General features: G+C 42.4%; 23 protein-coding genes. All 23 read right to left on the bottom strand.

Annotation, left to right across the window (positions count from 1 at the left end; all coding sequences use genetic code 11):
• Positions 1 to 227 precede the first annotated feature (227 nt).
• The 23 genes from cysK to H9631_RS12535 all read right to left on the bottom strand — a co-directional run bounded on the left by cysK (position 228) and on the right by H9631_RS12535 (position 26,277).
• Positions 228 to 1,154: a cysteine synthase A gene (gene cysK, locus H9631_RS12645; protein ID WP_191813315.1), complete on the bottom strand. Its 927-nt coding sequence runs from the start codon at positions 1,152 to 1,154 to the stop codon at positions 228 to 230.
• Positions 1,155 to 1,279: 125 nt separating this feature from the next.
• Positions 1,280 to 2,164, bottom strand: coding sequence for an Hsp33 family molecular chaperone HslO (hslO, locus tag H9631_RS12640; protein WP_191813313.1), 885 nt, complete (start codon positions 2,162 to 2,164; stop codon positions 1,280 to 1,282).
• 13 nt (positions 2,165 to 2,177) lie between these two features.
• A complete protein-coding gene (locus H9631_RS12635; RefSeq protein ID WP_191813311.1) occupies positions 2,178 to 2,948 on the bottom strand; it encodes a type III pantothenate kinase in 771 nt (256 codons plus the stop codon).
• A gap of 491 nt (positions 2,949 to 3,439) precedes the next feature.
• Positions 3,440 to 5,461, bottom strand: a complete 2,022-nt coding sequence (gene ftsH, locus H9631_RS12630) for an ATP-dependent zinc metalloprotease FtsH (RefSeq protein WP_191813309.1) — start codon at positions 5,459 to 5,461, stop codon at positions 3,440 to 3,442.
• Between the two features lie 98 nt (positions 5,462 to 5,559).
• Positions 5,560 to 6,108 (bottom strand): hypoxanthine phosphoribosyltransferase, encoded by a 549-nt coding sequence (hpt, locus tag H9631_RS12625; RefSeq protein ID WP_191813307.1) that lies wholly within the window; start codon positions 6,106 to 6,108, stop codon positions 5,560 to 5,562.
• Positions 6,105 to 7,517 (bottom strand): tRNA lysidine(34) synthetase TilS, encoded by a 1,413-nt coding sequence (gene tilS / locus H9631_RS12620; protein WP_191813305.1) that lies wholly within the window; start codon positions 7,515 to 7,517, stop codon positions 6,105 to 6,107. Before tilS ends, hpt begins: the two co-directional genes overlap by 4 nt.
• 165 nt (positions 7,518 to 7,682) lie before the next feature.
• A complete protein-coding gene (locus tag H9631_RS12615; protein ID WP_191813304.1) occupies positions 7,683 to 8,624 on the bottom strand; it encodes a serine/threonine protein kinase in 942 nt (313 codons plus the stop codon).
• Positions 8,593 to 9,330: a vWA domain-containing protein gene (locus tag H9631_RS12610; RefSeq protein WP_191813302.1), complete on the bottom strand. Its 738-nt coding sequence runs from the start codon at positions 9,328 to 9,330 to the stop codon at positions 8,593 to 8,595. The genes H9631_RS12615 and H9631_RS12610 overlap by 32 nt, the downstream gene beginning before the upstream one ends.
• Before the next feature lie 103 nt (positions 9,331 to 9,433).
• Positions 9,434 to 11,923, bottom strand: coding sequence for a stage II sporulation protein E (gene spoIIE, locus H9631_RS12605; RefSeq protein ID WP_191813300.1), 2,490 nt, complete (start codon positions 11,921 to 11,923; stop codon positions 9,434 to 9,436).
• A 518-nt stretch (positions 11,924 to 12,441) separates the two neighbouring features.
• Positions 12,442 to 12,846, bottom strand: a complete 405-nt coding sequence (locus H9631_RS12600) for a S1 domain-containing RNA-binding protein (protein ID WP_191813298.1) — start codon at positions 12,844 to 12,846, stop codon at positions 12,442 to 12,444.
• A gap of 282 nt (positions 12,847 to 13,128) precedes the next feature.
• Complete coding sequence (locus tag H9631_RS12595) at positions 13,129 to 13,515, bottom strand: FtsB family cell division protein (RefSeq protein ID WP_191813296.1); 387 nt, start codon at positions 13,513 to 13,515, stop codon at positions 13,129 to 13,131.
• 11 nt (positions 13,516 to 13,526) lie between these two features.
• Positions 13,527 to 14,147: a spore cortex biosynthesis protein YabQ gene (gene yabQ / locus H9631_RS12590; protein ID WP_191813294.1), complete on the bottom strand. Its 621-nt coding sequence runs from the start codon at positions 14,145 to 14,147 to the stop codon at positions 13,527 to 13,529.
• Positions 14,144 to 14,449, bottom strand: a complete 306-nt coding sequence (gene yabP / locus H9631_RS12585; protein ID WP_191813292.1) for a sporulation protein YabP — start codon at positions 14,447 to 14,449, stop codon at positions 14,144 to 14,146. The genes yabQ and yabP overlap by 4 nt, the downstream gene beginning before the upstream one ends.
• A gap of 77 nt (positions 14,450 to 14,526) precedes the next feature.
• On the bottom strand, positions 14,527 to 14,853 hold the full coding sequence (locus H9631_RS12580) for a YnfA family protein (protein WP_191813290.1): 327 nt from the start codon (positions 14,851 to 14,853) through the stop codon (positions 14,527 to 14,529).
• A gap of 67 nt (positions 14,854 to 14,920) precedes the next feature.
• Complete coding sequence (locus tag H9631_RS12575) at positions 14,921 to 15,184, bottom strand: RNA-binding S4 domain-containing protein (RefSeq protein WP_191813333.1); 264 nt, start codon at positions 15,182 to 15,184, stop codon at positions 14,921 to 14,923.
• Positions 15,185 to 15,205: 21 nt separating this feature from the next.
• Positions 15,206 to 16,669, bottom strand: a complete 1,464-nt coding sequence (locus tag H9631_RS12570; protein WP_191813288.1) for a bifunctional methyltransferase/pyrophosphohydrolase YabN — start codon at positions 16,667 to 16,669, stop codon at positions 15,206 to 15,208.
• On the bottom strand, positions 16,669 to 18,270 hold the full coding sequence (locus tag H9631_RS12565) for a putative polysaccharide biosynthesis protein (RefSeq protein ID WP_191813286.1): 1,602 nt from the start codon (positions 18,268 to 18,270) through the stop codon (positions 16,669 to 16,671). The genes H9631_RS12570 and H9631_RS12565 overlap by 1 nt, the downstream gene beginning before the upstream one ends.
• 599 nt (positions 18,271 to 18,869) lie before the next feature.
• Positions 18,870 to 19,406: a stage V sporulation protein T gene (gene spoVT / locus H9631_RS12560; protein WP_191813331.1), complete on the bottom strand. Its 537-nt coding sequence runs from the start codon at positions 19,404 to 19,406 to the stop codon at positions 18,870 to 18,872.
• Positions 19,407 to 19,749: 343 nt separating this feature from the next.
• Positions 19,750 to 23,274: a transcription-repair coupling factor gene (gene mfd / locus H9631_RS12555; protein WP_191813284.1), complete on the bottom strand. Its 3,525-nt coding sequence runs from the start codon at positions 23,272 to 23,274 to the stop codon at positions 19,750 to 19,752.
• A gap of 71 nt (positions 23,275 to 23,345) precedes the next feature.
• Positions 23,346 to 23,570, bottom strand: coding sequence for an anti-sigma-F factor Fin family protein (locus H9631_RS12550; protein WP_191813282.1), 225 nt, complete (start codon positions 23,568 to 23,570; stop codon positions 23,346 to 23,348).
• Between the two features lie 63 nt (positions 23,571 to 23,633).
• Entirely contained in the window at positions 23,634 to 24,200 is a 567-nt protein-coding gene (gene pth / locus H9631_RS12545; protein ID WP_191813280.1) for an aminoacyl-tRNA hydrolase, read from the bottom strand.
• 189 nt (positions 24,201 to 24,389) lie between these two features.
• Complete coding sequence (locus H9631_RS12540; protein ID WP_191813278.1) at positions 24,390 to 25,013, bottom strand: 50S ribosomal protein L25/general stress protein Ctc; 624 nt, start codon at positions 25,011 to 25,013, stop codon at positions 24,390 to 24,392.
• Positions 25,014 to 25,317: 304 nt separating this feature from the next.
• On the bottom strand, positions 25,318 to 26,277 hold the full coding sequence (locus tag H9631_RS12535) for a ribose-phosphate diphosphokinase (RefSeq protein ID WP_191813276.1): 960 nt from the start codon (positions 26,275 to 26,277) through the stop codon (positions 25,318 to 25,320).
• Positions 26,278 to 26,289 lie beyond the last annotated feature (12 nt).

Here is a 26,289-nt window from a genome sequence, read left to right as displayed (position 1 = left end):
CTTCGCCGTGTTTCCTTTATCTCGTCAGGAGGCGTCCAGTCTGTACGCCGCTAATCGTCGCCTTGCGCTTTTCTTTTGTCTAGCTTCAGGCTCCAGCGACTAGCAGACTTCCTTCTCCTTCCTACGATAAGTCAACATCGGCTCACCTTCGGCTTCGCCGTGTTTCCTTTATCTCGTCAGGAGGCGTCCAGTCTGTACGCCGCTAATCGTCGCCTTGCGCTTTTCTTTTAATCTTCAAATTGGTAGAGTGGCGTACTGAGGTAACGCTCACCGTTGCTTGGAATGATGGCTAAAACCTTTTTGCCTTTGCCGAGCTTTTTAGCAACAGATAATGCTGCACTGATAGCAGCACCTGAAGAGATACCACCAAGCACACCTTCCGCTTTAGATGCTTTTCTTGCTGTTTCAAATGCATCTTCATTTGCTACCGTAATAACTTCATCATAAATCTCTGTATTTAATACTTTTGGAACAAATCCTGCTCCAATGCCTTGAATTTTATGAGGACCTGGCTTTCCTCCAGACAATACAGGGGAATCCTTTGGCTCAACAGCATAGATTTTAATATCAGGATACTTCTCTCTTAGCACTTCACCAGCACCTGTAATCGTTCCACCTGTACCGATTCCGGATATAAACGCATCTAGCTGATCGCCCATTTGCTCAACAATTTCTTTACCTGTTGTCTCGCTGTGAATTTTCGGGTTTGCACTATTTTCAAATTGCTGTGGTAAGAAATATCCGTGTTCTTTTGCCAATTCATTGGCTTTTTTAATCGCACCGTTCATTCCTTCCGCACCTGGAGTCAAGACCAACTCTGCTCCGTAGGCACGCAAAAGGTTACGCCTTTCAAGACTCATCGTATCAGGCATGACAAGAACCGCACGGTATCCCTTGGCGGCAGCCACCATCGCAAGACCGATTCCCGTATTTCCGCTCGTTGGTTCTATTAGCGTGTCGCCTTCTTTCAATTTTCCTTCTTTTTCCGCGGCTTCAATCATCGCCAAAGCAATACGATCCTTTACACTGCTTCCTGGGTTCATGTATTCAAGCTTTAAATAAACTTCAGCACTGTTCTCATCAACCAGTCGGTTTAGTTTTACAATCGGGGTATTGCCAATTAAATCCGTAATCGAGTTTGCAATTTGTGACATTTTTCCTCCACCTCTAATTCCGAGTAGTTTTATTGGTTTATTTAAACCTACCACGTTAAAACCACGCTGTCAACGGAAAAATCCCTATAAATAGGGATTGCTATAAAATATTTAGTAAAAAGAACCTACGCCATTTTGGCCTCTTCCAAAATATCTTTCAGCTCTTCTTTTGTAAAGTGATATTCAGCATTACAGAAATGGCATTGGGTATCAGCTTTCCCATCTTCCGTTATCATTTCTTGGATTTCGGATTCTCCCAGACTAATAATTGCTCGGCCGAAGCGTTCTTTGGAACAAGTGCATTGGAATTTCACCGGCATCTTTTCAATAACCTGGACATTGTCTTCACCAAGCAGTTGATAAAGGATCTCTTCAGGTGACAGCCCATCTTGGATCATTTTCGAAACAGGCGGTGTCTTATTGATGCTCTCCTCAATTTTGCTAATCGTCTCTTCATCAGTTCCCGGCATCAATTGTATAATAAAGCCTCCAGCTGCAAGAATGGTATTATCGGGATTTACCAGAACGCCTACACCTAAGGAAGAAGGCGTTTGTTCAGACACGGCAAAATAGTAGGTGAAATCTTCTCCCAACTCTCCGGAAACAATCGGCACCTGCCCCGAAAAGTTTTCTCTGAGACCAATATCTTTCACAACAGACACTGTACCGTTTGTTCCCACAGCACGCTGTACGTCCAGCTTGCCTTTTTCATTCAAATCAAAATGGACCTGCGGGTTGGAGACATAGCCGCGAACGTGCCCTTTTGCATCAGAATCAACAATAATCGCTCCAATTGGGCCATCGCCTTCCACCTTTACGGTCAGTTTTTCCTCCCCTTTTAACATAGCACCCATCATAGCGCCCGCTGTCATCGCTCTTCCAAGGGCTGCCGACGTTGTTGGCCAGGTTTGATGTCTACGTTGAGCTTCCCCAACAGTTTCTGTGCTATTAACCGCATAAGCGCGCACTTGTTTATCAAAGGACAAAGCCTTAACCAAATAATCACTCATCACAGTACACCTCTTAATTAGAAATATTTCTTTTATATATTAAATGCAAGCCTTTTAACGTCAAGTCATGGTCAACAATATCAATCATTTCCGTTTCTGATGAAATCAGATTAGCTAATCCACCGGTGGCAATAACAGTCGGTTTCTTTTTACTCTTCTCAAATATCCTGTTAACAATTCCCTCAACTTGTCCCACAAATCCAAATAAAATTCCTGCCTGCATCGCCGCCACTGTATTTTTGCCAATAATATCATCTACATGTGTGATTTCAATACGTGGAAGTTTGGCGGCTTTTGAGTACAATGCCTCTGTTGAAATACCGATTCCTGGAGCAATCACACCGCCTGTATACTCGGCTTGTTCATTGATATAGCAAAAAGTGGTCGCAGTTCCAAAGTCCACGATAATTAGCGGACTTCCATATTCATGGATTCCCCCTACTGCATTCACGATCCTGTCTGCCCCCACTTCGCGGGGATTTTCATATTTTATATTCAATCCTGTTTTAATCCCGGGTCCAACAACCAAAGGTTTTACTTTAAAATATTTTTTACACATTTTTTCCAATGTAAACATAATAGGAGGGACAACTGAAGAAATGATGATCCCGTTAATGTGGTCAAAGCGGATTCCCACATGCTCGAAAAGAGATTTAATCACCATACCATATTCATCTTCAGTTTTATGCCGGTTTGTTTCGATCCGCCAATGGTATTTTAAATAATCATTGTCATAAACACCGAGGACAGTATTTGTATTCCCTACATCCAAAACAAAAATCAACCTTCTCACCAACTTTTTACAAGACTGTTTTCTTCACACATCATACCATTAAAGCCCTTCGGCCTAAATAATAAAAACGAAAGGCACGCTGTCTTAGGCGAAATTTGATGAAAGAGTTCCTCAGCCACCACAGCATAGCTACTCACTCCAATTACATCGTGAAAAACTTCGCGATAAGGGAAGCATATGCTTCCTTAAATAAGCCACATCCTCCACTTAATCCTTGCGCCGATGAAGCCTGGCCCTACGTTCTGTCGCTTCACCCGTACTAGCACCTCCTGTGCGTCGTAGCTTGAATCTTAAAATATTTCATCTAATTTTATACTTTCTTACCCTAGAACAAAAGACAAACGCCCGATCATCAACAAAAAAGGCCGATGCAGACTTGTCCGAGACGAAGCAAAATCCGCTGTTCGCCAAAACTCAGTCTAATTTTATGCTTTTTTACTGAAGAAAAAAGACACCGATATATATCAGTGTCTTCATATAGTCTAAACTCTATGATCCGAGTCCGAATCTTTAGGATCGGAAGGCTTTGTTGGCCCCATTTTTTTAGGAGGAGCAAGCGGATCTTCCGGACGCTGTTCATCAATAGCTAATGGATCGCTTTCCTCTTCCTTAGGTTGAAGCGTCACTTTGGGCTCTTCACGGTCTTGATCTTCATCACCTGAGTTCAAAGATACCACAGAGCGATCCGGAAGCTTTCCGGTATCGAACAGGCTTCTGATTTGTTCCGCATCCAAAGTTTCCACATCTAACAAGGTTTGGGCAATTAATTCCAGCTTGTCACGATGCTTCGTTAAAATCTCTTTAGCACGTGCATAACATTCTTTAATGATACGCTGGATTTCTTGGTCTATTTCAAAAGCAATGGCATCTGAATAGTTTTGCTCATTATGCAAATCTCTGCCAAGGAATACTTGGCCGCCCTGAGCCTGGCCGAATTGTAGCGGACCAAGCTTATCGCTCATTCCGTATTCGGTTACCATCTTACGGGCGATATTCGTTGCACGCTGGAAGTCATTATGAGCTCCAGTAGACACTTCTCCAAATGTAATCTCTTCCGCTACCCGACCACCAAGCAAACCTGTAATTTTATCAAGCAATTCTGGCTTCGTCATAAAATAACGGTCTTCTTTAGGAAGCATAACGGCATAACCGCCTGCCTGCCCTCTTGGAACAATTGTCACCTTATGAACAACATCAGCCTCATCAAGAACCAATCCAATAACGGTATGTCCGCCTTCATGGTAGGCAACAATGTTTCTTTCTTTTTCGGAAATAACCCTGCTTTTCTTGGCTGGTCCTGCAATAACCCTATCTGTCGCTTCATCGACATCCGTCATATCAATCATCTTTTTATTTCGACGGGCTGCAATCAAAGCAGCTTCGTTCAACAGGTTTTCTAAGTCAGCACCTGAGAATCCTGGTGTCCTCATAGCGATTGCTTTAAGGTCAACTGAACCATCAAGCGGTTTGTTTCTCGCATGAACCCTAAGAACTGCTTCCCTTCCGTTAACATCCGGGCGATCAACCGTAATTTGACGGTCAAAACGGCCTGGGCGCAGTAGAGCCGGGTCAAGGATGTCTGGGCGGTTGGTGGCTGCAATGATGATAATACCTTCGTTTTCACCAAATCCATCCATTTCAACGAGCAACTGGTTCAATGTCTGTTCCCGCTCGTCATGTCCCCCACCGAGACCGGCGCCACGTTGGCGACCGACAGCATCAATTTCATCTATAAAAATCATACACGGTGCATTTTTCTTCGCATTTTCGAACAAATCACGAACCCTGGACGCACCGACACCTACAAACATTTCAACAAAGTCGGAACCACTGATTGAGAAGAACGGAACCCCAGCTTCCCCGGCAACCGCCCGCGCAAGCAAGGTTTTACCTGTTCCTGGTGGTCCAACTAGCAGAATCCCTTTCGGAATCCGTGCCCCTAAATCAGAGAACTTTCTTGGGTCTTTTAAAAAGTCTACTACTTCCACCAGTTCCTGCTTCTCTTCATCAGCACCCGCTACATCTTTAAAGCGGACTTTCTTCTTCTCTTCACTATAAAGCTTCGCCTTGCTTTTTCCAAAGTTCATGACACGGCTTCCGCCACCTTGTGCCTGATTGAGCAAGAAGAAAAATAAAATAAAGATGATGATAAACGGGATGATGGTTGTAAAGAAAGATACCCAACCACTTGTTTCTTTTGCCGGCATAACTTCAACCTCAGATGCAGCAGCATCAATCCTGTCAAGCATTGCCGGGTTATTCATCACATAGGTTATGAAACGCTCGCCTTCTTTGGCGTTTTTCAATTGACCAACGACTTCATAGACGCCTCTTTCAGGCTGTATGGAAAATTCCTTGATATCACCATTTTCCAAGTGTGTGATAAATTTTTTATACGTTATATTATTTGTCGTTTCATTGGTATTGTTGAACCAACTGACAATACCGATGAGTACGAGAAAAATAAGTAAATAAAAGATTGTGTTTCTAAAGATCCGGTTCATCCCTAGCCTCCTCCCACGGTCAAAAAACTATATTCAATAGTATCATAGTCATTTCCGACTTTACAACAAATCTCCACTGCAATTTTGTTTCTCATTCATTAATTTTCATTATTGCCATATACCTCTGGTTTCAAAACCCCTATATAAGGAAGGTTCCGGTACTTCTCCGCATAATCGAGCCCGTAACCTACAACAAACGCATTTGGAACAACAAAACCCACATAGTCGGCTTTCACATCTGCTTTTCTTCCTTCAGGTTTATCAAGCAATGTCACTATTTTGATCGACTTTGCTTTCCTGTAGCGGAATAACTCCACAAGATAACTCAGAGTAACACCACTATCAATGATATCCTCAATAATCAAAATGTCTCGACCTTCAACTGGCGTATTCAAATCCTTTAAGATTTTCACTTCTCCAGAAGAGGTTGTGGACATACCGTAACTCGAAACATCCATGAAATCCATTTCCAAATAAGTATCGACCCTTTTCAACAGATCTGCCATGAATGGCATGGCCCCTTTTAAAACACCAATGACAAGTGGAAAACGGCCATCGTATTCCTCCGTGAGTTGAGCTCCAAACTCCCGGATTTTCTCATCAATCTCTTTTTCCGTAATCAATACTCTTTCAATGTCATTTTTCATTGGCTATGCTGCCCTCCAGAGGTTCTGTAGTACAATATATATCGATGTCCATGGCCTTGAGGTCCTACATCATATAAGGATTTTTTCAATCCTGGAACCCATAGTATCTGATTTCGCTGGTCGGTTATGACCGGCCAGCTATCCCGCTGGAATCTGGGGATTTTTTCATCAATGAACAAATTTTTTAATTTTTTCGTTCCTTCCAATCCTTTGGCCTTGATCCGATCTCCTGGCCTTCGGGTCCGTATAATGAGTGGGAGCTTTAAATCATTCTCCTTCAAATAGATAAAATCTTCATCATCGCCTGCAAAGGCACCTAATGCATTTTCCAAACGGACCATCCCTCCATCCGGAAGGAGGATTTCCTGTCCAACACTGATTTCATATTCGTAATCTTGTGCCGGTTTCATTTCCTCAAACGTAAAAACACAATTATCATAGGATCGAAGGACATTTAATCCAAGAGGGAGGTTCAGCTTTTCCGAAGGGTTTTCCCCTTTCAAAAGCTTCCCAATCAATCCAACATGCCAAGCAGTTACATGGGTTATATTTTTCTTATAAAGATAGCTTAATATTAGATGAATCCCCCTTCTTTGTAAAGGCAAAGGCATTTGTAAAAAAGAGCGAATATCTAACCGGATCTTTCCATTTTCAAAATCAGTTACTGCCTTGATTTCACGTTCAGCCAGCATTTCCAAATAAGCTTCATCTTCCAGTAGTTCTTCGCTGAATCGCTGAAAATGTTCATGAACTTGTTGGTTTTCCCGCTTGAGGGCCGGCAGCACATCCATTCGAAAACGATTCCTTGTGTAGGATGGTTTATCATTGCTGGGGTCAATTCTAGGCTCTAATTGGTGAGAAGCGCAGTATTCTTCGATTTCCCTTCTATTCACTCCGAGAAGCGGGCGAATCAATTCTCCGTTGCAAAACCGCCTTGTTGACTGGATTCCGGCACGCGACTTGCCGCTGCTCCCCCTCGTTAAGCGCATGAGGATTGTTTCCACTTGATCATCTGCATGCTGCGCAACAGCAAGTTTATCTGCACCAAGCTCCTTCATTACAGTTTCAAAAAAACGGTAACGATACTCCCTCGCAGTCTCCTGCATACCTTTATTCTCCGTCTCCATTTTCTTTTTGATATCGATGGAGGCTGCCTTCAATTCTAGTCCATTCTGCTCGCAGTAGGCTTTTACGTATTCCAGATCCTGAGCAGATTCCTTCCCCCGGAGCATATGGTCTACATGGACGACCACCAAACTAATGTCGAAAAGCCCCTGTCTTTTTACAAAAAAATCGAGCATGGCCATTGAATCGGGTCCTCCAGATACAGCAGCCAGGACAAGGTCTCCGCTGTCTAATAACCGGTGTCTTTTAATAAAGTTCAATGTCTTTTTCTCAAAGTCCAACATCAGGTCATCTATTCCCCTACTTGTATAGTACGTGTTCAAAAATTTGTCAAATCTAGAAGGCAACACAGAAATAGCGGAAACTCCGCCTTTCCTCTATAAATAAAAATGCTTATTTATATCCATTAGTTTACCATTTTCACGAAGGAACCTCACGAAACTTCCCCTCTATAATAAAAATAAATATATGTATAAGCCGTACAAAAATGACGTAATCAGCAAAACACCCGCAGTCTCATGCATCGAACTCCTTTTTCTCTGGCTTTTCTGCTTTTTTCTTGAGTGCAATTGGGATCTAGAATTCCGGATGGAGAGCTTTCTAAGCAATTCATTTTTCATCTCTCCGGCATTTTGGTATTTCCCTTCAAGCGCTTTAAGCAACACTGGTTCAAAACTGTGAATCTCCGAGTCCCTTTTAATCATTTCCTTTAATTGAGCCAGCCCGTTTCCCTTTCGTGTAAACCTGCCCGGATAATATATATTGATCATGAGCATCGCTGTTGAAAAAATATCGTAGGAAGGCTCTGCCTTTCTGGATCCCAATCCCCAGTAGCCTCTGTCAAAAAATTCCGTGAACTCCTTAATTGAACGCCCTTCTTTTGTTGTTCCTCCTACATCTATACAGCGAATCCTTGTCCTCGGAGGAGATACAATGAGATTTTCAGGCTTCAGATCACCGAAAACCCAGCCTTGCTTATGCATCTGCTCCAAAATATCCAACAGTTGCACAATCAGTATCCCTGCCCAATGTCGACCTTTGCGACGAATGAAGGTGAGCAGGTCATCCCCCTCGATATACTCCATTACATAAAAGGGGATCGGCTTTCGATTTCCTTTTTCCCAGTCATCCACATCCAAGAAAGAAGGTCCAAGGACTGGCCCCCGGACCTTTGAAAAAGCTTTGAGCACATTTACTTCCGATATGATGGACATGCTGTCATCGCTCATTTTCAACGCAACATCACCATCTTTTCCTTTTGCAAGATAGACAACACCGTTGGCCCCGCTGCCCAATTTCTTGATGATGGTATAATGCTGACCATGCCATTTGCCTCCTACAACAGTCCCCAGCGAAAAGTTACATTGTTTCATCCAGGAATTGTTCTTCATCTCTTAGGAAAAGCCCCCTTAGTGAGCGGTTTTTTTCAAAAGAAGCGACAGCCTCACGAAGCGCTGGTCCTGTAGGTGTAACCCCGCCTGCAGCCAATTTTGGAAACAAATTGGTCAACTTATCAAGCTGAGGTGTCCAATCCAACAGCCTGCTCACTTCCTCTCGTTTGCCAGGGAAAACATAGACAGAATAAGAATTTTTCCCTGAACGCGCATTCAAACTCAAAGACAGATCAAGTAGCGCCTCCTGAACAGTCGGTAGCTTGAATTTCATGCTGGCACTAGTATCAATCAGAACCAGAACCTCCAAGTCAGATGTTTCGCCCAGTTCATCTACTACCTCCATCACTTCTCCCCTCTGGTCAGGAGGAAGCTCTTCAAGAGATGTATCACTCCCCAAGATTTGCCGCAGCTCCCGATTCACAACTCCTTGTATGGTCTGTGTCATTGCTTTTCGTGTAACCATTTGAACGGTTTCAGATAAGACTTTCGCATAAACAATTTGACTGATTCCGCCGCCGGCCATCGCAATTCCTTCGATTTCTGCCATTCCTTTTTCATCTATTGAATCATTTTCCAACACGCCAATCACATTTACGGTAATGCCTTTTTCCTGTGCCAATGATGCCATGGCTACCGGATCTTCCCCCTGATTAGAACATCCATCTGTAATAAGTAATATTTGTTTTAACGTACCTTTCTTCACATTCATTTCCTCCATTTCCGTTCGCGGCTATTAGCCGTCTGATCTGCTATCATCCTCGCCGGATCAGGAGGTTTTTATACCGGGGTCAGACCCCTATCTTGAACTAGCTTGCACCAGATAATCTAGATGCTTTATTTCGAACGGGGATTGCTGCCCATTTAGGTGTGTTCCGCTTTATTTCTGCCGTGACGATCGTCATATCATCTTGTATGACCCCTGAACGAGTCCGGATCACCTCTTCCATGATGAGATCGGAAATAGCTTGTGGATCACTCGTCTGCAACTCTTTCAGCTTTCTTTTCATCCATAATTCGTAATTCTCCACATGCTTCGGACCCTCAAATACGCCATCGCTCATCATAATAATCAAATCTCCATCTCGAAGCTGTTCCGTAACGACATCAAAGTCAAATTCCTCCAATATTCCGATCGGCAAATTACTCGTTTCGATTTTTTTAATTTTATTCCCCCTTTTGATAAAGCTCGGTGTAGATCCTATTTTTAGAAACTTGGCTTCAATTGTCTGCAAATCAATCATGGCCAAGTCCAGGGTTGAAAAAATTTCATCATCAGTTCTTAAAGATAAGACAGAATTGATTGATTTTATTGCTACCTTTTCCTCAATGCCCGACTGAAGAATCTTTTGTAAAAGCTTCAATGTTTCATTGCTTTCTTTATGAGCCCTCTCTCCGTTGCCCATACCGTCACTTATGGCAAGTGCAAATTTCCCTCCCCCCAGTTCAATCGTTGAATAGCTGTCACCTGAAAGAAAACCTCCTCCTTTGGCTGCGTGGGCTACCCCTGTCTCGACCACATAGGCTTTGGCGGATCGCATAGTCACGTAATGATACCCATCTGCAAATTCGGCATCTTCCTTATTCTGAACAACGACTGTTTCGCCCATGATGTCCGAAATGAGTGGGGCAATTAGTTTTTCACATTCCCCATTTCCGTACCAGTCCGGAATCATCACATCAATATCAATGCTGCCGGCTTCCAGGTTGTAAATTTCTACATATTCAATATCAACACCAAAATCCTGCAGGGCGTTCAAAAGCATTTCTTCCTGCTTGTGATGGTTATTCTGTTCGCGCTTAATTTCTCTTGCAAAGTCTCCCATTACTTCAGAAACGCCTAAAAGCTGTTCCGCCACAAGCTTCCTGCTTTCCTGGACCTGACGTTTCAACTTTTGGTTCGCTTGATAAACCGCCAATTCCTGATGGATGACGTTCTTTACAGCTCCTGCTTTGTTACAATGCTTTTCCAACTGGTGATGAACCGGCCTTGGCAGCACCCCCGATTCTTCATCTATTTCATGCATAATATTTTTCATCAGGTCATATGTTTTATCAAAGTGCTCTCCCCAGCATTTATCTTTTCTGAAACACATCTGGCAGGTTTTCTCAGTAACATTGCTCAAAAATAAGTCAAATTCTTGTTCGTCATCAACGGACTCCTTCCATTTTTCCGGTTCAGAAAAGCTATCCGAAAGCGCTTCAAAAACAGAGGAGAACTGTTCCACTCTCCGAACGGTGATGTCACGGACTTTTCTCGCATATTGTTGCTGATCCTGTGCATATTCAGCTGTGCCTGGAATATGTCGGGCAAGCTTTTCTATCAAAGAATACGGGGTAAGGAATAAGAGAATAACTGCGATAGATGATTCATACATAGTTATTGCTAGGACTCCGTTTTCCTCTCCATATATGCCAACTAGCAAAGTAGCCACAAGAAGCCCTATCGCTGTGCCAGCCCGTTTTCCTTCCTTAAGCAGTCCCCCCAACAAGCCAGCAAATGCAAGTAGACTCATTTGAAAAAAGCTGGCCATGCTTGCAAGGCTAAAAATGAGCCCTGTCACAACACCAACGGTAGAACCGACAGTGGCACCAGCTGTAAAAGCAAATAGGATAACGAGATACCTGGATAAAATATGTTCAATGGACAAGCCGTATATGGCCCAGCCAATTGTTCCCGTCATGACAGATGCCAACATAATAATTAAGCTGATGACTTCCTCCGTCTTTAACGCCTTCGCTCTTTTTCCTGCTGTCAGAAAAGGAGTGCTTTGAATGAAGATAAAGACAAGAACCAACGATAAACCAGCTTCTACAGCTGCCATGAGAGCATCATAGTTTGTAAAAACCTGCCCATTTCCAGCATAAATGAAAAGGCATTTGGTAAAGAGGGAAATAAAGAATACATAATAAGGCAGCGCTTTAATTGGCATGGCGTGCAGTCTTTCCAGCAAACGAAAGCTTACAAGAAAAATAGCGCAGGCGGAAAAAATAAATAGAGTATTTCCTATGGATATGGTCAGAGAACCAGCCAACAGGCCAAATAACACAAGAGGGGCGCTTTTCCTTCTTGTCATAAAAATAGCTGCAAAAAATGGCAAAGCGAACGGAGTCAACTGCGACAAGATCAACGCTCGTCCAAGCAAGACGCTGACAATTAGCAGCGCAAGCCCTTTTTGAAGAAACAAATACTCCACCTTCTGCTGGAGTCTCTTTAATCCTGTAGAAAAATCAAGGTCTGTCCCTTGCAAATTTGCAGTCCCGACGGATTCGACGATACTTTGATCTCCCTTTTCCATTTTTCATCTCTCCCCGCAAATAAATAATTGCTTCCCATTATAAGGGGGCATATCCTAAAACTTTGTCACTTTAAAGGATATGTGTCCAAGTTTCGTTCGACTAATTCGGGCAATAAGAGAAGCAATAAACTTTGAAAGTCGAGCAAGGGAAAGGAGAGTCGAAAGGGCTCAAAAGGGAAGGATTTATTAGAAGAAAGATTTTGATAGGTAAAATAACAGTGATAGCGCCTTGCTCATCGATGTACAGACTGGACTGCTTCCGATGAGATAAAGGAAAAAGAAAAACGCAGAAAGACTATTTATCGGCGCAGAACCTTGAGGAAAGCGTAGTATAGCTTAATCCTTCGCCTATGACTCTCGCTGTCAGACAAACAAAGCACTTTTTTCAAAACTCAAAAAAAGCGAAAGAACTTTTCATCGTTCTTTCGCTTTTTGCTCTTCATATGGAATAAGTCCGGTGGTATGCTTTTCTTTACCTCGTCAGGACCGTCAGGTCTATACGTTAAAGAGACAGCAAGTTAACCTTTCCTGGAGCCACGTCCACCTCGTTTAGACTCGGTATGGCGTTTTAAAGATGACAACCGATCTTCGCTTTCTTTCAAGAAGCGATTCATCTTTTGCTCGAAACTTTCCTTTGGACGAAAATCGTTCGCTCTTCCTTGTCTTGCACGGGAAGGAGACTGAGGCTGATCTTTGGCCTTGCGGATTGAAAGCCCAATTTTTCCATCCTTCTCAACATTTAAGACCTTTACAAGCACTTCTTCGCCAACTTTTAAGTGCTCATTGATATCTTTAACATAATTGTCGGCTACTTCACTAATGTGAACAAGTCCTGTCGAGCCCCCGGGCAACTCAACAAACGCCCCAAAATGAGTGATGCCTGTAACCTTACCTTGTACCTTGCTGCCTACTTCAATCGACATAAAAAAATTTATCCTCCTTAAAGTGTTTACAAAAATAAACCTTACTTTATATTATAGCGAAGTTCTAAAAAAAGTGTCAATATGAGCCCTTATCAAATGCGCCTTAGCGTATTTGCGCCCAGATTTTATCGGGCTTTCGCTCGATAAATTCCCCCTGAAAATCTGTGGCATCCGCCGGAGGCTTTAACTTTATTCAGCCTGGGTTTGAACCCCCGCTGATTGGAATACCAACAGGCATTCATCTAACCACTTACAGAAGTGGGAGACTTCTGCTGAATAAAGTTAATCCTTTTCTTTGTCTTTCTCTTTTGGAATGTTAAAAATGATTTCACCTTTATCAGAAAGGAAATATTCACTTCTGGCAAGCTTCGCAATATATTCATCATCATTTAGTTTCAAAATCTCGTTCTCAAGCATCAATTGCCTCTTCTCAAGTTTAGCCAATTTTGCTTCCGCCAGAGCTTTCTCTTCCTTCTTTGCCTCCAAGGCAGACTCCCTTGAAACCAAGGTTGAAATCAGCAAAATGCAGATTACAATGGTGAATACGAGGAAAACGGACAAGCGTCGGACCAATAGTTTCCGCCTTCTGACTGTCGAACGTGCAGAAGCCTCTTGTTCCATCAAATATTTATTTTCAAGTGTAACAGTTTTTTTTGGCCTAACACCCATCCATAAGCCTCCTATCTCTTTTTTTGAAAAAAATTTATCGCTTTGATGATTATATTCTTGCTACTTTCTAAATATCCTGCTACTGTTTTTCGCAATTGGGCGAAAAATATTTTCACTGATTCAGGTATGACCTTATTCAACATCCATATAAATGGCTTAAAAACAGTCTTTATCACCCATTTTACCATTATCCAGACAATTTTTACAAGAGACAATAAGAGGCCGAATACATAAAGAATAATAGCAACGATCAGAAGGTACAATCCTCTAAAGGGCTTGTACACCAATAAATAAGCCGTCCTGTATATCAATCTGGCAATGGACTTGATCAATTGGATCAGTGATTCCAGTAGCTTCAGATAAATTTTTTTGAAAAGAGCCTGATAAGCTGAAAAACCGCATAGGAGTGCCAATAAAAGATAAAATCGCACCTCCCCGTAATTGACCAAAAAAAGAACATAAAAGATAAGGGCCCCTTGTATGAACCAGAACAGGAGATCATTCAAAAAGACAATCCATCTTTTTCTTTTCCCCCGCTTCAAAAAGCGCTGGTACGTATCAAGCGTAGCACCAAAGAGGCTTCCCATTCCGATCATGGCAAGCAGCGTATAAAATTGAACAGGAAGACTCATTTGAACAACTTGCCAAAGAATCCTTTAGCTTTGCCTCCATCGTGATCATCAAGGTAAACAATATCATAGACTTTCCCTTTGATAGATACGATGCCTTTATCAACATCCAGATTTTTCATTTGCAGGCTGTGTCCCCGGATTGCCAGAAATCCCATAACCGTTTCAAGTAGAAATTCCTCATTATCAAAGCTCTCTACCTGCTTTACACCCGTAATATCAATTAATCTGCGGCCCCGCATCACCAGATCATGATCAGGCACAGTCCCTTTTCCAGCTTGATTTTGATCGTAATATTGGCTCATCTTCATCCCTCTTTTTCGCACAGATTTTATACATATTTATGTCTCGAGGGAAGCGAATAGAACAAGCCCTTGCACATCTAATTCCGCGGACCAAAAAGAATCACGGCCACACCTATCAAGCAGATACTGGCACCTGCCCAATCATATAGATCAGGTGTCTTTTTATCGATTCCCCACCCCCATAAAATGGATAGAATGATAAACACACCACCGTATGCCGCATATACACGTCCAAATGTTGGAAATGCCTGAAAAGTGGCAATCACACCGTAGAGGGCCAAAGTCGCTCCTCCTAGGACACCCCAATACAACGGCTTGCCCTCCCGCAGCCAAAGCCAGATCAGATAACCTCCGCCAATCTCGGCAATACCTGCTAACACAAACAAAATAATCGCGTGTAACATCCAGATCAGTCCCTTTTCATGAAATAAAAAAATCGAGTGCTTTCCATCGGCACCCGATTTTCTGTCATCATTCTTCCTTTAATCGCTCTTCCTTTAACAGACGGTACATACTTGCCGCATCTTCTTTCTTCGTGGAATCCTGAAGTTCTTCCACTTGGACTGTGACAATTTTTTGGCCAAAGCGAATGGAGAGCTCATCTCCCACTTTCACATTGGAGCTGGCCTTCGCCTGCTGTCCATTGATTGAAATTCTTCCCTTATCCGCAACTTCCTTGGCAAGAGGACGTCTTTTAATTAACCGTGATACTTTTAAAAATTTATCCAGCCGCATCGTTGCCACTTTACTCACCCTCTATTTCCCTTGTTTTTTTGCTTCATCCCAATATAAATCTAATTCCTCCAATGAAAAATCATCAAATGGCCGCCCGCTTTTCCTTACTTCCTCCTCGATGAAAGCGAAACGTCTGTAAAACTTCTCATTGGCTGCCTGTAGTGCCTCCTCAGGATGGATTTTGGCAAGACGAGCCACATTAACGACTGCAAAAAGAAGATCTCCCATTTCCTCTAATTGACGCTTCTTTTCTTGTTTCGCCAGTACTTCCTCAAATTCCTTTGTTTCCTCTTTCACTTTTTCCATAGCTTCTCTCGCATGATCCCAATCAAAGCCAACCTTCGCTGCAGACTTTTGAACTTCATAAGCACGAAGTAAAGCCGGAAGTCCTTTTTCAGTTTGGTCAAGAAGGGAGTCACTGTTTTTTTGCTCCCCTTTTTCTTCCGCTTTAATTTGTTCCCAGTTCTTAATGACTTCATCTGCATTGTCTGCTTTTATTCCTCCAAATACATGAGGATGCCTGCGAATCATTTTTCTCGAAATGCCCTCAAACACATCTTCAATGGAAAACATACCCTCATCCTCGCCGATTTGCGCATGTAGCATCACTTGCAGCAACACATCCCCAAGCTCTTCGATCATGTTATCAATATCATCGCGGTCAATGGCATCAAGCAGCTCATATGATTCTTCTATCAAATATTTTTTCAAAGATAAATGCGTCTGCTTTTTGTCCCAAGGGCATCCTTCTGGTCCACGCAGATCAGCGATGACCTCCCTTAATGTGGAAAACTCTTTTAAAGAAAGCTCCCTTGATATAATCGGAGGAACATATACACTCGTTAAATTATCCAAGAAAGGCTGTCTATCCAATTCATACAATGGAAGAGTCCTAATCTTCTCGTTGGAACTTCCTGCTGCTGTCACAACGGTGATTTCATAATCGTCCGGGTATTTTTCCATCAATTTGAGCTTGACATCCGAAGCAATCATTTGATCATATACCTGTGCAATGATAACGTGCTGGGAGATTTGTACATCCCCCCGCTTCATCATTGTCCCATCCAGTAGTTGAAAACCATCAATAGGATCTACACGAACGGCAGTGAACAAAGCATCCAAAAAGCTTTGTCCTCCTTCGACCGTTACATTAATTCCGCGTGCAGCACTCCTTTCCAATAAAAGTTGGACCGTTTTTTCAGCAATCAAAGGATGACCAGGCACCGCGTAAACAATATCTCTTTTAGCTGCTTTCTCAAGAAGCGACTCCGTAATTTCTTCATAGACCGCCTCGAATTGATCGTGTTTTTCATATATATCGTCAAAGGAAGAATAAGTAACCCCTTCTGCTTCCAGTTGTTTGATAACTGGATGCTCCTTTGTTCTTAAAAATAAATGATCTGTTTCTTTCAATCGTTTATAGATACCAAGAGGAAGCTGGTCCAGATCTCCTGCACCCAGTCCCGCCACTCGAATACTATTCATCACTTTTTCCCCCTTTCTTTTTTTCCAATCCGAATGAATCTTTTAAGCTTGGAATAATACGGAATGTGATTGGCTTCCTCTTCCGTAAACAAGTTCATTTGTATCATGACCACAAGATAGGCAAGTCCCCCTATCGCCACACCTGTTAAAGCAACCATCGCATTGGAAAGACGCCCCTGCATATCCATCTGTTGAAAAATAAACAGCCACATTTGCAAAACTATGGTCATCGCAGCTGCTGCCGATATAAGGCGGGGAACTGAATGCCAAAGAACGGATTGAATAGAGAAAAAATTTTTCAATTTCAACATAATGAACAGGCAGACTACTAGCAAACCAAAGACTGTCGCCCAAGCCGCTCCTGCCAACCCATAGATAGGGACGAGGACAAGATTTCCGAAATACTTGCACATGGTTCCCAACAGTATATATTTAGCCGGTACCATCATTTGTCCAAGTCCTTGTAGAACCCCAGATAAAGTGATAATAATTGACGCCAATAAAATAGCCGCTGCTAATACAGCCAGAACGCCTGAACCATCTGCATTTTTAAAAAGCATGATATTAGTCGGCTTTATGATATTCATCAGCCCAACAGCTGCACCCAATCCGACAGCCAGACTGACCTTAAACGTTGTCATCACTTTCTTTTGAAGAATCTCTGTATTCCCTTGCGTCCAGGCTGTCGTCACTGCTGGGATAAGCGCCAGTGACATCGAAGTAGCCACAACGGTACCAAGCTGAATAAGCGGTTGCCCCCGATCGAAAACGCCTTTCAATGACTTCGCCTCTTCCATTTGCCAGCCTGATTGTACAAGAAGCGTATATAAGTTCAACGAATCGACCAATTGGAACAAAATTAAAAGAAGACCACTGAAGCAAATAGCCGTACCATAGATAACTACTATTTTTCCCACAGACAGTAATTCCCGTATTGAAACGCGCTGAAAAGAAAATACATTCAACCCTGTTTTTCGAACATACCTACTCATTACAATAAGACCGGCAACCCCGCCAATCACTGCTCCTGTCCAGGCTCCACGCCCTGTTTCATAAAGAGAGAAGCCCCCGTTCACAAGAAAATAGGAAATGATCAAAATGGCTGCCACCCTGATGAACTGCTCCGTAACCTGGCTAACCGCAGTCGGGGTCATATTTCCACTTCCCTGAAAAGCTCCCCTCCATACGGAAAGAAACGGTAATAGCAAAAATGGAAAAGCGATGACTTGAATCACAGGTGCAAGCAAGGGGTCCCCCATCCAGCCGGCGATTGCGTTGGCACCGAAAAATACAAACAGAAAGAGAGTGATTCCAACAATGCACAAAACAATAAATATTGTTTGTAATGTCCGTTGCAAATCTGCTTCATTTTCAGCAGTTTTTTTCGCTACAATCCTCGAAATAATCACCGGAAAACCGGAAGCTGCCAGAACAGAAGCAATGCCGTACAACGGATAGACCTGCTGATATATGTAAAAGCCCGTGTCGCCAACAATATTTTGAAAAGGGACGCGGTATACCGCGCTTAAAATCTTAATGATGAAAGCTGCTAACGTCAAAATAACAGCGCCTTTCATCAATTGTCGTGAATCATTCGGCAAGCTCTCCCTCGCCTTTCTACATAATTTCATCCGGAAGCAATTATACCACACTGGATTCGTCAACGAGTGATCGCTAAAAACAGAATCCACGCGATTATACCGGATTTCGCTTGAGGAATAGATATCCCCAAAATATCGCCAACAAGATCTTCCCCATTGCCGCCAGGATATGATGCTTTGCTGCTTTATTAAGTAAAGACCTCTACAAAATAAAATTAAGGCAAATGCCCATTTTTTGCTGCTTCCAAGTGCGATTATGAGGTTCCCATTAAAAATGGGTACAATTGGCGAATATAACTACCTTCACAAAATGCAAAATCAGCCGAGAAAAAACGACAAACTGTTTTTCCTTCGACTGATTCATTTGGGGGCTTTTGAGACAGCCCTTTCCTTTTATCAAATGCGCCTTGGCGTATTTGCGCCCAGATTTTATCAAGCTTTCGCTCAATAAATTCCCTCTGAAAATCTGTGGCATCCGCCGGAGGCTTTAACTTTATTCAGCCTGGGTTTGAACCCCTGCTGAATGGAAAACCAACATGCATTCATCTAACCACTTACAGAAGTGGGAGACTTCTGCTGAATAAAGTTAAAATATTAGTTCAAGATTCCATTTGCCTTGCCAAAAAGCTTGCCGCAGTTTCAGCCGATTTTTGTTCAACTTCCCCGATGGTCTTATCTTTGGAGAAAATGACAACCGCGCCGATAGGATCACCGCTTGCAATGATAGGTGCAATCGCATAAGAAGCAATCTCTTCCTCTACGCCTTCTACAAGAGCCAAGGTGCCAGCGGTAGTTTCCAGCTTAGACGTTCTGTTAGCCATAGCCTGCTCAATCATTTCACTGTTATTTTTGTTCATGTAATCCTTTTTCGAGCTGCCGGCTACAGCTATAACTGCATCCCTGTCACAAATTAAGACAGAGCTGCCAAGACTGTCAAACAATGCTTCACCATATTCTTTTGCAAAATCACCCAATTCATTAATTGGGGAATATTTTTTAAGTATGACTTCTCCTTCGCGATCTACAAAGATTTCAAGCGGATCTCCTTCCCGAATTCTGAGTGTCCTTCGAATTTCTTTCGGTATCACTACTCTTCCCAGATCATCAATACGACGAACTATTCCTGTTGCCTTCATCACAAAGTTGCCTCTCTTTCATCAGATGATTTCCGGAATATCCAAAATTGAACTTGAGGGAGCCTATTTTAAGATCCCTTTTCACTATTCCTGCAAATACTTCTTTTTCAACCCATTGCCTTGCGTTGTTGGAAATAGTATCTTTCAAAAAAATAGGTTCTATTCATAAACTGCTCATTTTTGGGTCAAATTTCTTTTTTTAGCTTTTTCTGATGAAAAGAGTGCCTCATTTTGGCAGGTTCGTAATGAAAGTCCTGTTAGTAAGACCGTTTTTAATAATTCTGCTCACGCCGACATATAATCATAAATCCTTCATAGTGTCGATACTCCACTTAATCAAACCTTAAACAATCGCTTCCGTTTTTTTGGCAGTAGTCAATTCTTTAACGATATCCATGACAATGGACAACCATTCATCTGATGCCAGACGGCTGATTTGCAAAGTAATTTTCAATCGGTTGCCCTCCATGCCAAGACCCACAATCCGGCCATGTGCGTTCGTTACCTGGAATACTTTTCGTCCATCAATCTCATTTGTACCTTCCTCCGAGAAATAAATCACAATCTCACCTTTGGACTGCTTGATTGATTCAAGTTTACTAAAACGAGCATGTACTTTCATTTCGGCGACTGAAAACAAATATCCTACTTGCTCCGGATAATCACCAAAACGATCGATCATTTCTTCCTTAAGCTCATCTACTTCTTCCATTGATTCTACATTGCGGAATCGCTTATACATTTCAATTTTTTGCTGACTGTCAGAAATATAGACATCTGGAATATAAGCATCCAAATCCAATTCCACTTCAAAGGATGGAGCCATGTCAGAAGAAGCGTCTCCCTTACGCTGTTCGATCGCCTCTTTCAGCATTTGGGAGTATAAGTCAAATCCAACTGAATCAATAAATCCATGCTGCTGAGCTCCAAGAAGATTACCAGCGCCTCGGATGGATAAATCTCGCATGGCAATTTTAAAACCTGATCCAAGTTCAGTGAATTCCTTAATGGCCTGGAGCCTTTTTTCTGCAATTTCGGTCAAAACTTTATCTTTGCGATACGTGAAATAAGCATAGGCTACCCGATTGGAACGACCGACCCGTCCTCTAAGCTGATACAACTGTGAGAGCCCCATGCGATCCGCATCATGAACAATTAATGTGTTGACACTCGGTATATCCACACCCGTTTCGATAATCGTCGTCGTGACAAGCACATCAAACTCTCCGTCCAAAAAGCTTAGAATGACAGATTCAAGCTCTGATTCTCCCATTTGTCCATGAGCATAGGCGACGCGTGCATCAGGGACAAGCATAGAAATTTCCTCCGCTTTCCTTTCAATATCCTCCACACGGTTATAAAGGAAATACACCTGTCCATCACGGGCAAGCTCACGTTCAATCGCTTCTTTTATAAACATCCCATTGTACTCCATCACATATGTCTGAACAGGAAAACGGTTTTCCGGTGGTGTCTCAATGACAGACAAATCCCGCACCCCGAGCATGGACATATGAAGCGTCCGCGGAATAGGTGTCGCCGTCAAAGTGAGTACATCCACATTTGTTTTTAACTGTTTAATTTTTTCCTTGTGAGTCACACCGAAGCGCTGTTCTTCATCCACAATGAGAAGTCCCAAATCTGCAAACTTAATATCTTTTGATAAAAGTCGATGGGTGCCAATGACAAGATCAATCGTCCCGTTTTTCAATCCTTTGGAGGTTTCCGTCTGCTGTTTTTTCGTCCTGAAACGGCTCAGCAGGCTAATATTGATAGGATGATCGTTAAATCTTTCCTTGATTGTTTCAAAGTGCTGTTGAGCCAAGATCGTCGTCGGAACAAGAATAGCTACTTGCTTTCCATCCATAATTGCTTTGAAAGCTGCTCGGATAGCGACTTCGGTTTTTCCATAGCCAACGTCTCCGCAAAGCAAACGATCCATCGGACGTTCCCTTTCCATATCCCGCTTGATTTCTACAATAGATCTTAACTGGTCATCTGTTTCTTGATAAGGAAAAGACAATTCAAACTCCCGCTGCATATCACTGTCAGGAGAAAATGCATACCCTTTTGTCGCTTCCCGTTCGGCGTATAGCTTTATCAGTTCATCGGCAATATCTTTGACCGATGACTCGACTCTTTTCTTAACTCGTTTCCAGTCGTTACCGCCCAATTTGTACATTTTCGGTTCTTTGCCCTCTGAACCGACATATTTTTGGACGAGCTCAATCTGGTCTACCGGCACGTACAAGGTATCGTTCCCCTGATAGGAGATATGCAGGTAATCTTTATGGACGCCTTTTAATTCCAGGGTTTCTATACCTAAATACTTACCAATACCATGATTGACATGAACCACATAATCGCCGACGTTCAACTCGGAATAGCTTTTGATCCGTTCAGCATTAGACAGCTTTTGCCGACGTTTCATTTTCCTCGTTTTCTTATTGAAAACCTCTTCTTCAGTTACCACAGCCAATTTTAATGACGGAAGCTCAAAGCCTGTATTCAAAGTCCCATTGACAATTTGGATGCCGGCAAATTTTCCGGGTTCCTCCACAATGGCGGCTTCCATACCATAATCCTGCAAAACAGACTGCATTTTTTGGCTCCGCTCTTCATCAGGGGCAAGGAAAACAACAGACATGTCATTTTTCCTCCAACGCTCTACCTCTGATGCAAGCAAGTGCATTTGTCCGTGAAAATTTTGCATAAGCTTGCATGGCACATTTGCAATATTTTGCGGACTCGTATTCGGAATATGCCGCAAAAATAATGATAAATAGATCCTTGGCAGTGGAGAATTAGCTAATAGTTCGTTCAAGGAGTGGGCAATCTCCATGTCATGGGTTATCTCCCCATGCTCCAGGACAGACATGAACCATTCCGCTTCTTCTTTTTCAAGGCGTTCATTCATTTCCTGGATTCGGCTTAACTCATCCAATATCAAAAGGGCGTCGCGAGAAACATAGTCTAGCAAACTTGCAGCTGGATCATAGGCCAATTGCATATATTTGAAAAATTGTTCGGGTTTTTGCCCATTTCTCATTTGTTCAATATCAGCTTTAATGTTTTGCATCAACTGTTCTTTTGTTGTATCTTTTTCTACCTTTTTTAATGAATGAGCCAAACTTTGTTCGAGCTTATCCGCTGCATGAACGAGCGTACTCGCATCAACAGGCGACTCGGTAGCTGGCCCAATCACAACGTGTGACAGTTTCTCTTTTGAACGCTGATCCTCAATAGAAAACGTTCGGATCGAGTCGACCTCTACATCAAAAAGCTCTATTCTAACAGGATCATCCTCAGTCAGCGGGTAAATATCCAAAATCCCGCCCCTGATACTGAATTCCCCCGGAGCACTGACCATATCGGCCCGGTTATAACCCATTTGCACTAGCAATGGCAATTCCTTTTCTAAATCCAACTTCCAACCGACTTCAATCTGAAGTTGCAGTTTCTTCCAAACATCTGTGGGCGGCAATTTTTTTCTAAGTCCTGCCATTGGCACGACAAAAACACCCTGGCGGCCAGAAACCATATGATTCAGTGTCTCAATCCGCTGTGATCTGAGCTCCGGACTCGCTACACCGAGTTCGGACGCAATCAGCTCATTTGCAGGGTATAAAAACAATTGATTTTCATCAACCAATTGTGTAAGGTCTTCATAAAGTTTTTGTGCTTGAAGCAAATTATGTGTAACAACAATAAGTGATTTGTCTGTTTCTTTTGCAGCCGCCGCTATTAACAAAGCTCGCACCGACCCTGAAAGACCCGCTACAAGTTGTTCGCGTATGCCTTCCTTGACTCCGGCAATCACTGATTGCAGTTCACTTTGCTGTACAATCAAATCTCGTAAACCATGCATGACTTTCTCCTCTTTCCAGAAAATAGACCAAATATCTAAATGGAAAAATGCTTTGGGCAATGCCAAAGCTTTTAATGGATCAAATGATCATATTGGTGCAAGTCGGGATTGCGTGAAAAGGCTTCGTAGCAATCCTCACATATTGCTTGAATATGGAGGTCTCCGTCCGTTTGATAAGTGACCATTTCCTGTCTCTCTTCTTCCGTTAGTTTGTGTAAACCCAATTGTTGGGATATATGATTTTCAATAGAACCTAACTTGGCTGAACAGTGGCGGCAAAAGTAATGGACCGTCATACTAATCACTCCTTGGCAAGGCAAATTTCACTTTTTAGTATAAACGCCTGTGCCTGAAGTTATTCATCCATTGGAGTTAAATCTGTTCATTACTTCAAGAAATGACTTTTCCATCCATTCTTCACATGCATCTGCACTTATTTGAATGACAGATTGCATATGATCCCATTCATCACCAGAAAACCTTCCCAATACATAATCGGGAACCTTCATCCCTTCCGGAGGTCGGTTAATTCCAATCCTGATCCGGTTGAATTCCGGTGTACCCAAATGCTGAATGGTTGATTTAATGCCATTGTGGCCACCAGCGCTCCCTTTTTGCCTCAGCCTAATTTTACCAACCGGCAAATCAAGATCATCATAAATAACAAGTATATTTTCAACAGGGATTTTGTAATAGTTCGCCAGCGGACGGATACTTTCCCCTGATAAATTCATATATGTTAGTGGTTTTAATAATATGGCTTTTTCACAGTTTTTGTGAATATTAGCGTACAAACCGTTAAATTTTGATTCATTTAATTTAACTCCATTACGTGAGGCTAGCTCATCGATAACTTCGAATCCAATATTATGCCTTGTTTTTTCATAACGAGAACCAGGATTGCCCAGTCCAACTATCAACTTCATTCCACACACCCCAAACATTTTCAGCAGACGCTTTTTATACTAAAATGGCTGTCCAGATTTAACGGACAAACTTATACAGCAACGAATCCGAATGAATTTAAACCGGACCTTGCCTTTATAAAGTACTTGTGTTTTACACAAGCGGGGAAAAGCGCAACCGCTTTGGTTGCGCCTGTATTTCGTATTAATTTAGGCTTCTTTCGTTCCTGAATCGGCTGCTTCTCCTGCCGGCTCAGCACCTTCTTCCGCCGTTTTTTCCTCTTCCACTCTTGGAGCCAGAATCGTAGCAATCGATTCATCGTCCTCGTGGTTGATCGTGATTGAATAATTTCCACGGATTTCAGCAATAGAAACTGTTTCACCGATTCCGAGCCCGGAAATATCAACACTGATGACTTCTGGAATTTCATCTGGCTTTGCTGTAACAACAACTTCATGGAGGATTTGTTGAAGTACCCCTCCGTTTCTTACCCCTTCTGCGTCTTCAGATAATTCGACGCGAACATTCGCTTCGATCTCCTGTGACAGATCAACGGCTAAAAAGTCGGCATGGATTACTTCTTTTTTGATAGGGTCTTCCTGGTATTCATGCAAGACGACATTTAGCTTTTTCCCTTCAACATCGAGGCTAATGACGCCGTTTCGGCCCACCTCACGCATCGTTTTCGTAAATTCTGCATTGTTGATGGCAATAGGAGTATTTTCCGTCTTATAGCCATAAACAATAGCCGGAATACCTCCCTGCTCCCTCAACTCCCTAGTCTGGGAACGTCGATCGCTTGTCCTTTCTTTCGCCTTCAATACATTAACCATTTAGCACCTTCTCCTAACATAATGTTGTCAAAAGTACACTATCTATATATATACCTTAACATACATTAAGTTAAACCTCTAGGCGAGAAGAAAATCAATTTTCAAAATTTTTACGAAAAAGCAGGCTTTACAAATTGTTTGCAGCAAATGAAAATAAACGTACTACCTAGTAATCTTGAATAAACCGTGATGCCTCAGACCAGAAAATATATTCTCAAATATCCAAGCTCCACCTTATCAGCTTAAGAGTACAAGCCAATCGCTTCAAGGCGACAAAAGCAATTGGCTTGTTATATTACTTCTTTTAATCAAACAAAGTACTTACAGATTTATTTTCATGAACTCGAATGATGGCTTCAGCAATTAACGTAGCTACTGAAAGTTCTTTAATCTTGTCGATTTTCTTTTCTTCAGGCAACGGAATGGAGTTGGTAACAACCAGTTCCTTCAAGTCTGAATTTTGGATACGCTCAATGGCCGGGCCAGAGAGAACAGGGTGTGTACAACAAGCATATACTTCTTTTGCTCCTGCTTCTTTGAGTGCATTGACCGCCAACGTAATCGTTCCAGCTGTGTCAATGATATCATCAATCAAAATGGCTGTTTTTCCTTCTACATTACCTACAATATTCATGACTTCTGCAACATTTGGACGTGGACGACGCTTGTCAATAATAGCAATTGGAGCTTTCAGGCGGTCTGCGAGTCTTCTCGCACGCGTAACGCCTCCGTGGTCAGGAGATACGATTACAAGATCGCCATTTACCATTTTTCTCTCTTTAAAATAATCAGCCAAAATCGGAACACCCATCAAGTGGTCGATCGGAACATCGAAGAAGCCTTGAATTTGTGGTGCATGCAAATCAAGCGTGATAACACGGGTTGCACCAGCGGTTTCTATTAAGTTGGCTACAAGTTTAGAAGTGATTGGCTCCCTTGCGCGTGCTTTTCGGTCTTGGCGTGCATAACCATAATAAGGCATCACAATATTAATGGTTTTTGCAGACGCACGTTTCAAAGCGTCAATCATGATGAGAAGCTCCATCAGGTTTTTGTTTACTGGTTTACTTGTTGATTGGATGACATATACATCACAACCCCGGATGCTTTCTTCGATATTGATTTGAATTTCTCCATCACTAAATTGGCTGACCGTACATTTACCAAGCTCTAATCCAATTTCCTTTGCAATTTCCTCTGATAGAGTACGATTGGAATTTAAAGAAAAAACTTTCAATGTAGGGTCAAGATATTGGTTCGACATGAGGAGCCTCCA

It is taken from the genome of Bacillus norwichensis, from assembly GCF_014836955.1.
In the GTDB taxonomy this organism is placed as follows: Bacteria; Bacillota; Bacilli; order Bacillales; family Bacillaceae_C; genus Siminovitchia; species Siminovitchia norwichensis.
Note: the sequence above shows the minus strand (reverse complement) of the source record. Positions and strands in the feature narration are given on the sequence as shown.